At 52.0% G+C, this 14,424-nt stretch carries 10 protein-coding genes; 6 read left to right on the plus strand and 4 right to left on the minus strand.

The window, feature by feature from the left end; all coding sequences use genetic code 11:
- The first annotated feature begins 293 nt into the window (after window positions 1-293).
- Together EOHIBHHM_RS09695 and EOHIBHHM_RS09700 are read left to right on the plus strand one after the other, a co-directional pair.
- Complete coding sequence (locus EOHIBHHM_RS09695; protein ID WP_497249995.1) at window positions 294-1,235, plus strand: hypothetical protein; 942 nt, start codon at window positions 294-296, stop codon at window positions 1,233-1,235.
- Window positions 1,232-2,638: an MATE family efflux transporter gene (locus EOHIBHHM_RS09700; RefSeq protein ID WP_497249997.1), complete on the plus strand. Its 1,407-nt coding sequence runs from the start codon at window positions 1,232-1,234 to the stop codon at window positions 2,636-2,638. Before EOHIBHHM_RS09695 ends, EOHIBHHM_RS09700 begins: the two co-directional genes overlap by 4 nt.
- 343 nt (window positions 2,639-2,981) lie before the next feature.
- On the opposite strand, the gene EOHIBHHM_RS09705 is transcribed toward EOHIBHHM_RS09700, so the two are convergent.
- A complete protein-coding gene (locus tag EOHIBHHM_RS09705) occupies window positions 2,982-4,286 on the minus strand; it encodes a glycosyltransferase family 2 protein (protein ID WP_497249999.1) in 1,305 nt (434 codons plus the stop codon).
- 201 nt (window positions 4,287-4,487) lie between these two features.
- Here EOHIBHHM_RS09705 and EOHIBHHM_RS09710 point away from each other — a divergent pair, with 201 nt between their 5' ends.
- Window positions 4,488-5,420 carry an NAD-dependent epimerase/dehydratase family protein gene (locus EOHIBHHM_RS09710; RefSeq protein WP_497250001.1) on the plus strand — a complete coding sequence of 311 codons (933 nt, stop codon included), beginning with the start codon at window positions 4,488-4,490 and terminating at the stop codon, window positions 5,418-5,420.
- A gap of 237 nt (window positions 5,421-5,657) precedes the next feature.
- On the opposite strand, the gene EOHIBHHM_RS09715 is transcribed toward EOHIBHHM_RS09710, so the two are convergent.
- On the minus strand, window positions 5,658-6,623 hold the full coding sequence (locus tag EOHIBHHM_RS09715) for a nucleotidyltransferase family protein (protein WP_497250003.1): 966 nt from the start codon (window positions 6,621-6,623) through the stop codon (window positions 5,658-5,660).
- A 544-nt stretch (window positions 6,624-7,167) separates the two neighbouring features.
- Here EOHIBHHM_RS09715 and glmU point away from each other — a divergent pair.
- Window positions 7,168-8,364: a bifunctional sugar-1-phosphate nucleotidylyltransferase/acetyltransferase gene (glmU, locus tag EOHIBHHM_RS09720; RefSeq protein WP_497250005.1), complete on the plus strand. Its 1,197-nt coding sequence runs from the start codon at window positions 7,168-7,170 to the stop codon at window positions 8,362-8,364.
- Window positions 8,364-10,160, plus strand: coding sequence for a glutamine--fructose-6-phosphate transaminase (isomerizing) (gene glmS / locus EOHIBHHM_RS09725; protein ID WP_497250007.1), 1,797 nt, complete (start codon window positions 8,364-8,366; stop codon window positions 10,158-10,160). Before glmU ends, glmS begins: the two co-directional genes overlap by 1 nt.
- A gap of 483 nt (window positions 10,161-10,643) precedes the next feature.
- On the opposite strand, the gene EOHIBHHM_RS09730 is transcribed toward glmS, so the two are convergent.
- Window positions 10,644-11,816 carry an ISH3 family transposase gene (locus EOHIBHHM_RS09730; RefSeq protein WP_497250009.1) on the minus strand — a complete coding sequence of 391 codons (1,173 nt, stop codon included), beginning with the start codon at window positions 11,814-11,816 and terminating at the stop codon, window positions 10,644-10,646.
- A gap of 499 nt (window positions 11,817-12,315) precedes the next feature.
- Here EOHIBHHM_RS09730 and EOHIBHHM_RS09735 point away from each other — a divergent pair, with 499 nt between their 5' ends.
- Window positions 12,316-13,200: an IS1595 family transposase gene (locus EOHIBHHM_RS09735; protein WP_497250011.1), complete on the plus strand. Its 885-nt coding sequence runs from the start codon at window positions 12,316-12,318 to the stop codon at window positions 13,198-13,200.
- Between the two features lie 501 nt (window positions 13,201-13,701).
- On the opposite strand, the gene EOHIBHHM_RS09740 is transcribed toward EOHIBHHM_RS09735, so the two are convergent.
- Complete coding sequence (locus tag EOHIBHHM_RS09740; protein WP_497250013.1) at window positions 13,702-14,400, minus strand: ABC transporter ATP-binding protein; 699 nt, start codon at window positions 14,398-14,400, stop codon at window positions 13,702-13,704.
- Window positions 14,401-14,424: the final 24 nt, after the last annotated feature.

Below are 14,424 nucleotides of genomic sequence, written 5' to 3' on the forward strand. Positions count from 1 at the left end.
CACGCACCTTCCATGCTATCCATTAGAACCACAACCATGTCCTGAGACGTTCAATCCTCTATACCCCTGCCGGTCGTTAAGCGTCACAGCTGCTTCGAATCTACTGTCTAACAAATAACGTGAAAAGCCAAGTCACTTGACAGTCACTTAGTTAGTGTATCTCCAGCACGTGGTTTGGTATCAAGTTTGACAGCGGTCATTCCGGTGGTGCGTCGCTCGCTTTCAGTTGGAGGGCCCGCACAAGCAAAGACCGAGAGTTAGTATTAATACTCAAAAGGTCATCCACTGATACAATGGATATTGGAAGCTGGCTGTCTGACTTTCATTCATCATTTCAAAAAGATGGGATTAGAGGATCTATTGATAATTTTTACCCAATATATCACAAATTACATCAATTAGGAACCTTCATATCTGGAGAGCACATCTACAATGATAAATGGGATGTGTTTGTAATTCTAGACGGGTGCAGGGCCGACACCCTTCGCCAGCTTCAATCAGAGTTTGATTATCTCTCTGAGGACATTGAAACACGAGTTTCGGTAAATAGTATGACCAAATTCTGGATGCGAGACACATTTGGAGACCGGAACAAACTGTCCGAAACAACGCAAAGGGAAATTTCAAACACAACCTATGTAGTAGGGAATCCATACAGCGACGAGGTACTTAACGAAGATTGGTTTGCAGAACTAGACGAGGTCTGGAAATATGGGTGGGATAACGAGCTCGGTACTCTGCCGCCAAGAGTCGTGACAGATTGTGCAATTAAGCACGGTCGAGACCCCTCCACAGACAAACTAATCGTCCATTACATGCAACCGCACTGTCCGTTCATCGGTGAGACAAAGATGGGGTCTGCGAAATCTGGAGAGTCGTTCACCGGTGAGCGTGGGAACGCCGATGTCTGGACAAAACTTAGACGCGGACACCTCTCAAAGTCTGAAGTTGAGAAGGGATACAAGGATAACTTGTCCTTTGTTCTTGACGAATTAAAGTTATTGGTTAATAATATCGATGCGAACAACTTTGTCATTTCGTCGGACCACGGCAACGGATTTGGCGAATGGGGGATCTACGGCCACCCTCCAAATATTGGAACGCGAAACGTTCGAGAAGTCCCATTTGTCTGTTTATCAACTCATGATTCTGAGTCATATCAACCATCTGAATTAGTTAAGAGTTCCTCCGAACAATCCGTTGAAAGTCGGCTTGCGTCACTTGGTTATCTGTGAACAATTCAAACACACAAGCGTCGGCCATTCTTGGCTTAAAAATTTTCACAGCTGTGACAACGTTTGGTGGGTTGACACTCTTCACCAGAGTTGTTTCGGCATCAGAACTTGGACAATATTTACTCTTTCACACGGTCATTGCCATCGGTGCCGCGGTGACTGGTTTGGGAGTCGGTGAGGCGGTTACTCAGCGCATTAGCACATCCCACGATCCTGAGAAAATTCTGGGTGCTGCTAGTGTGATTATAATCCTCCCTATATCTTTAGCAGGCATCCTAATCTATACATTCCAATACCGATTAAATGAATTTATTGGCATTCAATCATCCGCGCTACTCTTTGTTGCATTAGTAGTATGGCTGAGCAGCACAATCTGCCTCAGATATGCTGATGGGATAGTGAGGCCAGTCACCGGGTCGGCCGCCGCATTGGTGGGACGCCTTGTTTGGGTTTGTGGAGGCTATGTACTTAGTCAACAAATGCCCGGTGCTGAAGCCTTAGCAGTAGCGTTAGTCCTTGATCGATTGGCAGTTTTTGTTATTCTCGTTCTATCAATTCAGCCAACTGTGTCTGCCCCCACGATTGCAAGTATTCGCTCCGTTGTGGAATATGCGAAATTCAACTATATCTCTTCATTGGGATGGAGTGCATTTAGTTGGGTAGACACACTTCTCATTGGGTATTTCCTCGGATCACAGTTTGTGAGTCTTTATGAGGTGAGTTGGCAATTAACGATGTTTGTTGGATTAATCGCTGGAAGTCTTGACCAAGCACTCCTCCCAAACCTTGGGCAATTGCACGCAAACGGGAATACGGATTTACTCCAAACACGTGTTATAGAATCTGTAGTATTGGGTCTTCTGTTAACGGTTCCTGCAACTCTGGGCGTGATAGCTCTTTCAGAACCGTTGCTCTCGGTATTGTTCACTCCCGAATATGCTGATGCCGCACTTGTCCTCTCAATTCTGGTCGTTCAGAAACCTCTCCTCACGATTGCCACAATATTCAAGCGGATTCTGCAGGCGACAGGACAGGTGAATGTGACATCAGCGATTACACTCGTCAGTATCATGGCAACAGTTTGTCTTAATTTGATATTGATTCCGCAATATGAGCTCGTTGGTGCTGCATTAGGTACTCTGACAGCATATACCCTCTACACTATCGCAATGGTCGCAAGGGGGTTGGAAGTTTTTTCAGTTCCAGTCCCGAAAAAAGATATTGGGCGTATTCTTATATATTCGCTGATAATGGCTGGTTCAGTGGTTTTAGTAAGGGAAGCAGTGCCCACTGATATAGTCGGATTGGGAGTGGCGATCGGAGTTGGGATGATTGTCTACGGCATTATTACGACAGTCGATAAAAAAATGCGGATGCTAATCAAGAAGGCGATTACTCAGTAGGTACAAAAGGGAATCGTATAAATAACCTCTCTCCTGAGCTAGTGTTCGCCGGTCAAGCGTCTAGCGCAGTCGTTGACAATTATAGTTGCCCCTTCTGTAGGAGATTGTTGATACCGGTTGCTCTAGCCGAGACCGAACAGAGGTTGACCGGCTAACCTCTCAACGACCCGATTCTCGTCTCAACGACTGCATCCAAGAATCACCAGACTGCTCTCCATCAACAATGTGCAACACAAGAGCGTTCTACAAAATTTCGAGACTTCTCTCTATCAACCATTTGCTACATAAGAGCGTTCTGTATTATTCTTTGAGCACCGTCAGTTATCTACCCATCAAATACCCCCTACAGATGTGTATTCAGTGAATGCAGAATGATCGCTGTAAAGCACGCAAAGATTCCGACGAGTGTGAAGAAGGTAGCAGTAATGGCTAATCCGATCGGGAAGGTGCCGCTGTTGATAAAATTCGAGAAGGTAGCGTATCCGAACCCCAAGCCAACAAACGAGCTGATAAACCCTGGTACTCCAAGGACAGTTACTGGACGCTCATGCTCAACCGTCTTCAGGATATTCCCAACGAGAGAGAGGCCGTGTGAGACGGGGTTGTGCGTGCTTGCATCCTCAACGTCATAGGAGATAGTCGTCCCAACCTCGGCAATCTCGTAATTCTGCTTGTGGGCATGATATAGAATGTCTGTACTCGCACTCATGTGATCGCCAATAGTCTCATCAGCTGCGAGCGACTCAATCGCATCTGGATTGTATGCCCGAAATCCACTTTGCGTATCGCCAACGCGAGACTCAGATCGAACGACGCCCATACTCAGGTTGGTCAGCTGATTTATAATCAAGAGACCAAATCGCCGGTACAGGGGAATCTTCGTCTCTGAACCGTCGGCGAATCGACTTCCGATGACGATATCAGCATCCTCGGTTTGCTGTGTCTCAACCAGCTTCGGAATGTCGCTACTGTCGTGTTGGCCGTCGCCATCGAGAATCACGAGATGGTCCACGTTACGACGCTGAGCCGCCGCAAATGAGGATTTCAGTGCCCCACCATAGCCTTTATTCTCAGCGTGTTGAATCACCGTCGCGCCTGCATCGCGCGCTTGTTCAGCAGTGTTATCTGAACTCGCATCGTCAATGACGAGAACCTCATCAACATATGGCGTCGTTTCCGAGACGACCTCAGAAATAGCATGCCCTTCGTTGTACGCTGGAATGGCAGCGATCGTCAACGTTGAACCATCGTCACTGGATGATGCAGATTCTAAAACCGCGTCGACGCTAAAGGTATCATCTTCGAGTCTGTTCTGGCTCCGTTCATAGTCGATTCGCGCTCCATTTGTCGGCGCAAAGATGATCCCTGGATGTGAGTGTGCACGCGCGCTTGCTGCGAGTTCCGCTCGCAACTCATCGCTCCCAAGTGCTGGCTCGTGCGGGGGGACGATTTCAGCCCCGAGTTCCTCAGCAAACCGGACCGCTTCAAGATTAGATTCGCTCTCATATGTAACAAAGACTTGCTGTGAGTGCTCTTGGGCTCGTAAGACCATCCTGGCAATGGCATCGCTGTTTGTTTTGGTGGCGATGACACCAAGTGCCGGATTCTCAGTAATATTGTCCTGAGATTGTGTACTCTCCAAACTCATTGCAGTCTATATCTCACTCACTCGGTTCAACTAACAAAACCTTTTCTTGATAAACAATTCTGGGAGCGAGGACAAGTGCCAGTACGTCGTATATCGGCTCCGCTAGAGGGTACCAAGTGACATATATGAGTCTTCTGTCGGTGTAATAGTATTTCTTGAATACGTGGATTTATATACAAGCATCTGTCATTCTACACATACATGATTCAGGATCAGACAGTCCTCATTACTGGTGGTGCCGGATTTATTGGAAGTCACCTTGCAGAGGCATTAACCGAGAAGAATTCTGTCTACATCTTGGATAACTTCTCGACCGGGAAGCGATCGAATGTTCCGGATGGCGTTGAAGTCATCCATGACGATATCAGAAACGCAAGCGCATTTGATGCATGCCCGGATGCAGACCTCATCTTCCATGAAGCAGCACTTGTCAGTGTCCCTCAGTCTGTCGAAGAACCCGAGCGCTCAAATGCGATTAATATGGCAGGCACGCTCAATGCACTCGAATATGCACGTGAGGTTGATGCGCGAATTGTCTTAGCATCAAGCACTGCTATCTACGGGAATGCCAATGAAATCCCGACGCCAGAATCCGAATCCAAGAAGCCCTCCTCCCCGTACGGAATCGACAAAACAAGCCTTGATCACTATGCACAGGTCTATCACGATCTCTACGGCGTCGAAGCGGTTCCGCTTCGCTATTTCAACGTCTACGGACCACGACAGGCTGCTGGCGATTACAGCGGCGTGATCAGTATCTTCCTCAAGCAAGCGTTCAACGATGAACCGATTACGGTGCATGGAGACGGGTCACAGACGCGAGACTTCGTCCACATCGACGACGTTGTGCAAGCGAACCTGAAAGCCGCAACCACAGAGCATGTCGGTGAGGCCTATAACGTCGGTACTGGCAGCGAGATCAGTATTCGTGAGCTAGCGGAGACCATTCGCGACGTCACGGACTCCGACTCTGAGATCATTCACACAGAAAGCCGGGGTGGTGACATCGACCGCAGTCTGGCAGATCTCTCGAAAGCTCGTGCAGGACTGAACTACGAACCGACGATCTCGCTTGAGGAGGGTCTCAAGACACTCGTCAAACACAAGCTCGACAAACCGATTCCTGTTCAGTAATCGCATTGCAGGGATTGTCGAGACGTCACTAGCAATGATGGTTTAGCAGTTCATCTAGTCCTCGAAATTCTGAATACCACGTATTTTGGAGCGGTGTCTCTGTCCTGTCTTCGATTGATGCTACCAATGGAGATTCAAGACGCAGAATTTCTGCGATCTCGACTCTTTGGCCGCGAGTCTCAGGTCTCTCTTCTTGCGGTATCAGATATTAAGACTCTGAAAAGAGACAGAGCAGCCCTAGTTCTGCTGCAGTTTCGTGTGCGCTCCAACCACAGCTTCATTCAAGTCGACACCCTCTATCGTCGACTCAATATCGACGACTGTATCCGCCAACTCGGCATCCCGAATCTGCGAATCCGGGAACACGACCGTCCGCGACAACTTTGAGTCACTCACTTCGGCACCCGAGAGCACCTGCACAGTCTCATCAACGGTACTCTCCTCAACTGTCGCACTCTCTGCGATCATCGCTTCACCGTCAAGCGCCCACTCAACTGCATCGAGATACCCCTCTGCGGCGCCGATGTCGAACCAGGCGCCGTCGAACGAATACGCAAACACGTCGCCACGCTCCTGTAACCACTGTAGGAACCACCCAGGCTCATCGGGATTGTTCCCATCGGAGAGATACTCCTCAAAGAGTGGTAACACCTCTGCGGGGAACCCATAGCACGCAATCGAAACGAGCGTACTCTTCGGGTTTTCGGGCTTCTCTTGAAAATTCACGACCTGCTCACCATCCAACTCAACCAACCCGTAGGACTTCGCACGCTCGCGTGATTCGACGTCGTAGGCGGCGAGCGTCGGCGACTCACGGTCTTCGAAGAAGTCCAAGAACTCAGAAAACTCGAAGCTAAACAGGTTATCTCCAGCAACGACAGCCAGATCCTCCTCGACGCCCTCACGCTCGATCAACTCAGCAAGCGCCCCAACGACGCCGAATTTCTCATCCTCGTCGCGCGTCTCCTCAATCGAGAGCGTTGGCTTCTCGAAGTCGCTTACCTCGAGGTGTTCCTCGAACTCCTCGGCGAAGTACTCATTCGTACTCACGAAGACCTCTGAGATCCGCTCATCCGCTTCTAACTCCGCAAACAACCGATCGATGACGGTCGTCTCTCCAACGGGCAGAAACATCTTCGGGCGTTCTTTCGTGATCGGCCAGAGTCGAGTCGCGTAGCCACCTGCAAGAACAACTGCTTTCATGAGACGGTTAACTTATCAAAGGACATCCGTGTTAAAGGTAATGACTACGATTGTAGTTACTATTTCTAGCTAGTGCGACGATGGCGAAAAGCTATATTTGTCAATCGCTCCCAAATACGACCAATGACTGAACACACGACAGCCGACGTCGACGACGCAGACCCCCACTGTTCGAACTGTGATGCACCCATCTCACGAGGCGCAACTGGAACGATGTCGATGTCAATTACGACACACTGCCCCGAGTGTGGAACTCTTCTCTGAGTCTACCCGCGTCGTCGCCAAAGAACTCGGCTGACATTTCCAAAACAGATTTGTATCTACATTCGTCTGAACTAGACACTCTTCGCACGCAACATTTGTCAGGACTAGTATCGTAATTTCACTTTTCTTGTACACTCTATTGCGATGAATAGACAGACGTTGGTTCTGTATATTATATCTAGAATAAATATAGACATATCCACCATGAATTATTCAAACTCCCAGACATTCATCCTGTAAGACAGAAAGATTGTAGTAGCTGACCAAATAGACGTAGTGCATGAATGTCGCCTCGGCCGTCGTGCTCGCAGCGGGCGAAGGACAACGGCTCCGCCCACTCACCAAACACCGCCCAAAACCCATGTTACCGGCGGCCAACCGCCCCATCTTAGAGCACGTCCTTGATGCCATCATCGACGCCGGGATCACCGACCTCCATCTCGTCGTCGGGTACAAGCGTGAACGCGTGCAGGATCATTTCGGCTCTACGTACCGCGGCCACGACCTCACCTACCACCACCAGCACAAACAGCTCGGAAGCGGCCACGCCCTCCTCCAAGCCGATGGCGCGATCGATGCAGACTTCCTGGTCGTCAACGGTGACCAGCTCATTAGCACACAGACGGTAAGCGAAGTTATCGAGGCCCACTCAGTCGAAGACGTCGCCACACTCGCGATCATCGAGAGCGACGATGCGCCCCAGTATGGCGCTGTTCGCATGGAGAACGACCACATCACGGAACTCGTAGAGAAGCCCCACTCTGATGAATATCGTCTCCTCAACGCAGGTATCTACGCCTTTGCACCCTCCTTTTTCGTTGAAGTTGAGAACACACCGCGACAGGATGGTGAACTCTCACTGACGGACACCCTGATTCAACTCATCGATGACGATGAGCTCGTCCGTGGCGTCCAAACCGACGAGATTTGGCGTGATGCAACGTATCCGTGGGACCTCCTCTCGCTTGCGAAGACGCTACTCGTCCGCCCAGGGACGATTGCCACTCCGCTCGTCGAGGATGGAATTTTTGTCGACGAACGGGCACTCATCCACGATGACGCTACCCTCCGCGGTCCGGTCGTCGTCGGGCCGGACAGCGTCATCGGCCCGCAGGCGGTCGTCGGTCCCGACACAGCAATCGGCCAAAACGTCACCATAGAGGCGGGCGCTGTCGTGTCTTCGTCGGTCATCGACGACGACACTCGTATTGGCCCGAACGCAACACTTTCCGAGTGTGTGACCGGACAAGACGCTGAAATCGACGCTGGGACGACCATTGCTGGGACCACCGCCGATGTCCGCATTGGAACACGAGTCCACGAGGATGTTGCACTCGGCGGTGTCATCGCTGACCGGACGCACCTCGGAAGTGGAACCACCCTCTCGCCGGGTGTTCTGATCGGTCCAAATGCCGAAATTCACCCAGGAAGCCACATCACGAGTAACGTTCGTGAAGACATGGAGGTGCGCGAATAATGTGTGGGATCATTGGCTACGTCGGCCCGAACTCGAACCCTTCTGAGATCCTCATGTCCGGACTCTCCACACTCGAGTACCGAGGCTACGATTCGGCGGGCATTGCCGTTGCAAACAGCACCCTCGACATCAAGAAACGTGAGGGCGAACTCGAGATGCTCGAAGAGGTCGTTACCACCAGCCAGTTCAGTGGGAACGTCGGCATTGGACATACCCGCTGGAGTACCCACGGGCCGCCATCTGACCGCAACGCCCACCCCCACACGGACACGAATGAGTCAGTCGCAGTCGTTCACAACGGCATCATCGAGAACTACCAAGAGCTGCGCGATGAACTGCATGCGGAGGGCATCATCTTCTCGAGTGATACGGACTCAGAGGTCGTCCCGCATCTCGTCGCCAAACATCTCGAAGAAGGTGACGACCCCGAAACCGCCTTCCAGCGGGCAGTCGGGAGACTCGAAGGCTCCTATGCCCTGGCGTGTGTCATCGAGGGTGAAGATGCGATCTTTGCCGCGCGCGAGGACTCGCCATTGGTCCTTGGGATTGGTGACGATGGGTACTACCTCGCCTCCGACGTACCGGCGTTTCTCGAGTACACGCGCGATGTTGTCTATCTCGACGATGGGGAGTTCGTCACGCTACGAGAGGATGGCTATACGGTCTCGAAAGACGGGCAGGTCGTCGACAAAGAGATCAAGACGGTCAACTGGAGTGCCGAACAGACGGGCAAAAGCGGGTATGATCACTTCATGCTCAAAGAGATCCACGAGCAACCCGCGTCACTCCGGCAGTGTCTGAGTGGGCGTGTTGACGAACTCGCAGGCCACATCATCGTCGAGGAACTTGAGGAACTTGAGGCCCCCAACAACGTCCACTTCGTCGCCTGCGGAACCTCCTATCACGCCTCGTTGTATGCGGCGGCACTCCTTCGTGATGCTGGCGTGCCGGCGACAGCCACGCTCGCTAGTGAGTTCGCGACCGCAAGCCCACCGCTTCCCAACAATACGCTGGTTGTCGGAATTACTCAAAGCGGAGAGACAGCCGATACGATGAGTGCGCTTCGCGATGCCAACAATCGTGGCGCTGAAACTCTCGCGCTCACGAACGTCGTCGGCAGTACGGCAGCGCGCGAGTGTGATCACGTCCTGTATATCCGTGCGGGCCCCGAAATCGGGGTTGCAGCGACGAAGACGTTCTCCTCACAACTCATCGGTGCGAATCTGCTCGTCGAGAAGTTAGTTGGCAATACAACCACCAGCCGTGAACTGATCGAGGCACTCCGTGACCTCCCGGGTGACGTTCAGGCCGTCCTCGATGACTCAAATGCCGAGGAAATCGTCGACGAGTATCTCAATTCGGAGGCGTATTTCTTTATCGGGCGCGGGCTGCACTTCCCAGTCGCGCTTGAGGGGGCGCTGAAGTTCAAGGAGATCACGTACGAGCACGCTGAGGGCTTCGCAGCTGGCGAGTTGAAGCATGGTCCACTGGCGCTTGTGACGCCGAACACGCCTGTCTTCGCAGTCGTCACAGGTACCGACGAGAATGCCCGCAAGACCATCGGGAATATCAAAGAGGTCGAGGCTCGGGGTGCACCGGTCATCGTCGTCACTGACGGCCAGTCAGACGCCGAACGCTATGCCGATGCTGTCCTCGAGATCCCTGAGACGCACAAACGGATGGCCCCGCTGCTCGCGAACATTCAACTCCAGCTCGTGGCCTATCATACGGCCAAGCGGCTTGGCCGGTCGATCGACAAGCCACGCAACCTTGCAAAGAGCGTGACTGTCGAGTAGCTGCAATCTCCACCTTTGAACCGTCTCTAGTGAGGCCACTCTATTCTCTTGAAGTGGTTTAGAAAATCGGACCGCGATGCGTTCCGCTGAGCTAGAGGTTTGCTCAAAGAAACTACTTGAATGACCAATTCTACCAACCCGGATATTTATGTAGGAGTAATATAGTAAATTTGGTAAACAATATATACAACATTTGCCAAAGCTAGCGCTGTAATCTTTCATTGGAGAGAGTTTCTTGAACGACAGCATCTGCTGCCAAATGAAGAACATCGCTGAAAGCTGCTTGGTAATTCCGTGCATATTCGGTAGTTCCCATCGTTCTCGATTATTGACTCGATTTCTGGAGTCAAACGAACGCGATCAGAGGAACTAATCCGATGACTCGGGCAAAGACGGCGCTCTCACTAGCGTGAGAACGCCGTCATCCGGACAAAGATCCACAGCTGTCGCTCACCACGAGGCGGCTGCTGGACGCGGGCAGATTCAGCCCGCGTCCAGCTGGCTGTAGGTCAGCGGGATTCCGGTACGGTTGGTCGGGGCTTCCCATTTCCGACATAACGTCTCGTCAAGAGCGTGGTCAATCCACTCGCGGAACACCTCGAACCGAAACCAGACGGGGAGTGCTCGCCCGCCGCGCCGCGGCGTGGCGAGCACACCCCATCGGACGATCAACCAGAGATTCCGCAACAAGAAGCTCACAAGAACGAACAACAACCTAACCACCGGATCAGTCGTGCTTGTCCGCGCACGTGCCTCGCGCATCGTCCGGAACGCTGTCTCGATGGCCGAGCGTTTCTGGTAGAGAGCTTCGACTTCCTTCGGCGTGCGATCGGCCAGATCGCACGCCACATACGCTCTGACGAGCAAGCCGTGTTTGCCACGGTTCCCCTGCTGGTAGGAGACACAGACCGCGAGCGGGAAGCGCAGTTCCCGCTCGCTTCCCTCGTACATCACGTACTCCGTCCAGTAGGAGACCGTTGTGTCCAGTTTCTCGGCCATCTGTTTCCCACGGCGGATGATTGGAAGGGCGACCGGTGCAACTGCATCAAGTCGCTGGATTGACGCGCCGTTGTAGAATCCACGGTCAGCGAGGAGTCCAGCGATGTCAAACGGAAGGGCTGCGACGTGGTCGAGCAGACGCTCGACCGCGTCGCTTTTCGGTTCGTCTCCACGGACGGGTGTGACTGCGACGATGAGTGGTTTTGCCCGACAGAGAACGAATCCAGCGAGATAGCGATGGCACTGAGAGGTGCCATCGCGGGGGTTTGTGTGGCAGAGTTCGCCAGCCTCAGCGTGTGGACAGCCGTGGTAATGAATATCGACGAAATCGAGACAGATGATCCTCGGCGTGGGGCCGAGGATCATCGCGGCTTGCTGAGCGAGCAGGTTGTTGACAGTGTCTTCGAGTTGGTCAGCCGGAATAGTGTGTAACTGCTCGAAGGTGTAGTCGTCAGAGTAGGTCCGACGAGTGGTGTCGGTAACGGCCTTGATGGACTTCTGATCAACGGCTGCTTGGGTAACAGTGTCCCAGATGATCCCGGAGTCGAAGACTGCGGCTTCGACTCCGGGGAGAGGAAGCTCCAGTAGAAGTCCGACCGCTAAGGTTTCGAGGTCTGAAGCCGTAAGGAAAGTGTCTGGATGGTAGAGAAATCTCACAATCACCCATCCAGACGCTTGCTGAGAATCTAACCCTACCAGTTGTGACTCTCCGCTAACCCGATGGGAACTACCGATATTATAGTGGAGTATTTGTACACATCTACTGCGGGGTACCCGCCTCAACGAGGAGTGGATGTGAATGAATTAATCCTAGAATATCTCCTAATAGATGCCTTCTTGGAATTGGTCTCCACAATACGGGATGTTTGCTTTCTCAGCAAGGTTATGTTCTATATCCACAATATTTTAGAGATATCGTCAGAGAAAATATTTTCGGGAGCGTGGGGACAGGCGAAGCAAAGGTAGTTGCACACTCAGTGTATTGAGTGGTACATAAACTGTAATCGATACTGCATACCAATTCTCTGAACGATGATCTGCACCGATAATACATTTCAAAGAGAAGCGCTCTTCTGTAGGAGATTGTTGATAGCGTTCAGCTGTGGCTCTGAAATCGAAGAGGGCAAGGACACCGCGCTAGCGGTGTCCGACACGAATGATTCCGCTGGATGTGTTTAGCTCGGAATCGCTCGCAGCGGACCTGCTCCAACAGGTTCGCTGGCGTGACGGCGTTTCCTGCCCTCGCTGCCGTTCTGACCTGACGGTCAGAAACGGCAGCTATGGGGCGTTTCAACGCTATCTCTGTAAGAATTGCGACCGCACGTTCAACGATAAGACGGGCACAATTTTCGCCCACTCGAAGGTTGCGCTCCGCAAGTGGTTGTTCTCGATCTACGTGTTTCTGCGGTTCAATACGAGTCTCCGCCAACTTCACCGAGAGATCGGTGTGACCTACAAGACGATGCACCGGCGCGTCGAGCGCTTCACCAGAGCGCTCGACGCGCCTCAACTCGACCTTGTTGGACCAATCGAAATCGACGAGCTGTACGTCTCTGCAGGGTTGAAAGGCCGCGAGCGCGACCAACCGTCGCGCTCGCGTGGCCTGTCCACGCGCGGACGTGGCTCGTATGAGGGAGACAAACCACCCGTCTTCACCATCGTTGATCGTGGAACGGGACAGCGATACGTCGTCCCAGCGAAATCCGCCGACGAATCGAGGGTGCGACTCCTCCTCGCGGATCACGAGGAGGAGTCGTTAACCGTCTACACCGACGGATTTCGGGCATACGACCCACTGGAGGACGACGAGGAGTTCGACCGCGAGTACGTCGTCCACGGTGACGGAGAATACGTGGATGGAGACGTTCACGTCAACACCTGCGAGAGCCACGCGTCGCTGGCGCGACGCTGGCTCTCGCCGCATCGAGGCGTCTCGAAGGACAAGTTGACACAGTATTTTCGCGCCTTTCAGCTACGCAGCGAACTCTTCGAAAAATCTGGGCGAGAAGCACTCAAACACGCTGTCAAAGCGACTCTCTGAAATCAACAATGTGCTACACATGAGCGAAGAGAAGAATAAGAATTTATAAGATTGAATTATTACATTTAAAATCCAAGATGGTCACAAACGAGAAGTATGGAAGATATCCGCTAGTTCACTTTCTTGTTGATATTATTTCCACAGACCGCACACGAGTTTGATTGCCAAGGAACTGTAGCAACGAGATCCTGTTCCTGTTCACAGTGTGAGCAGTATGCGGTATTCGACATAACTCTTCGATGGGGAGTTACTCGTATAGTTAATCAGAGCTTATTTCATTGAGTTCCCGTCTGTTTCGACAAATATCTGTCTAGTCGACAAAATAATCTTGGAATATCACTTTTGTCCTCTCTAATATACACTTATTTCTAATAGTGGCTCTCCAAGAGTAACTTTGGATCGACCCTACCACTCTATTGGATAGCCGTGTCATCATCTCGAAACAGGGTCCAATCAGCGTTTGCGGCGCGATATAGCGATTTCAGAAATATCCTGCGTTGACTACAACGGTTGAGTGTGCAGTCGCTGTGACTTAGAGGGAGAATCGTCATAGAGAGATCCATTCTCGAGATAGACTGTCCGATCGAACTCTCGTTCCAAAGCTGGATCGTGGCTAATTGTTACGAGTGCGGTGTCGGTTGATTCGTGCAACCGAAGCAAAAACTCGAGCACACGCGAAGTGGTCTCCGGGTCAAGCTGACCCGTCGGCTCGTCGGCAAGCAGCACATCTGGCCGATTCGCAAGCGCTCGTGCAATTGCAACGCGTTGCTTCTCGCCTCCGCTCAGCGTTCCCGGATACTGGGTAGTTAAGTGACTAATCGCAAGCTCCTCAAAGAGCGTCTCAAGCCATTCTTCGTCTCTTTGTCCAGTGTGATCCTGGGGAAGCGCTGCATTCTCGAAAGCGGTGAGATCAGGAATGAGTTGGAAGTCTTGGAAGATGAACCCAATTGTATCCCGACGGACCCGTGCACGCTGTTTTGGTTTGAGTGTACTCGCTTCTTTTCCCGACACATAAACAGCCCCTGACGTCGGGACGCTAAGGAGACCAAGCACATTGAACAACGTTGTTTTCCCCGACCCACTTGGACCTCGGATCAAGAGCCGTGCGTCAGATTCAACCGCAAGTGATACATCTTCGAGAATTTGAGAAGGGCCTCTCTCAACTGAGAGTTCGCGCGCCTCCAGTACCGGTTCACTCATTATCAGATTCGGTGTTTCCCAGCC

Source organism: Halogranum roseipondis (assembly GCF_059695585.1).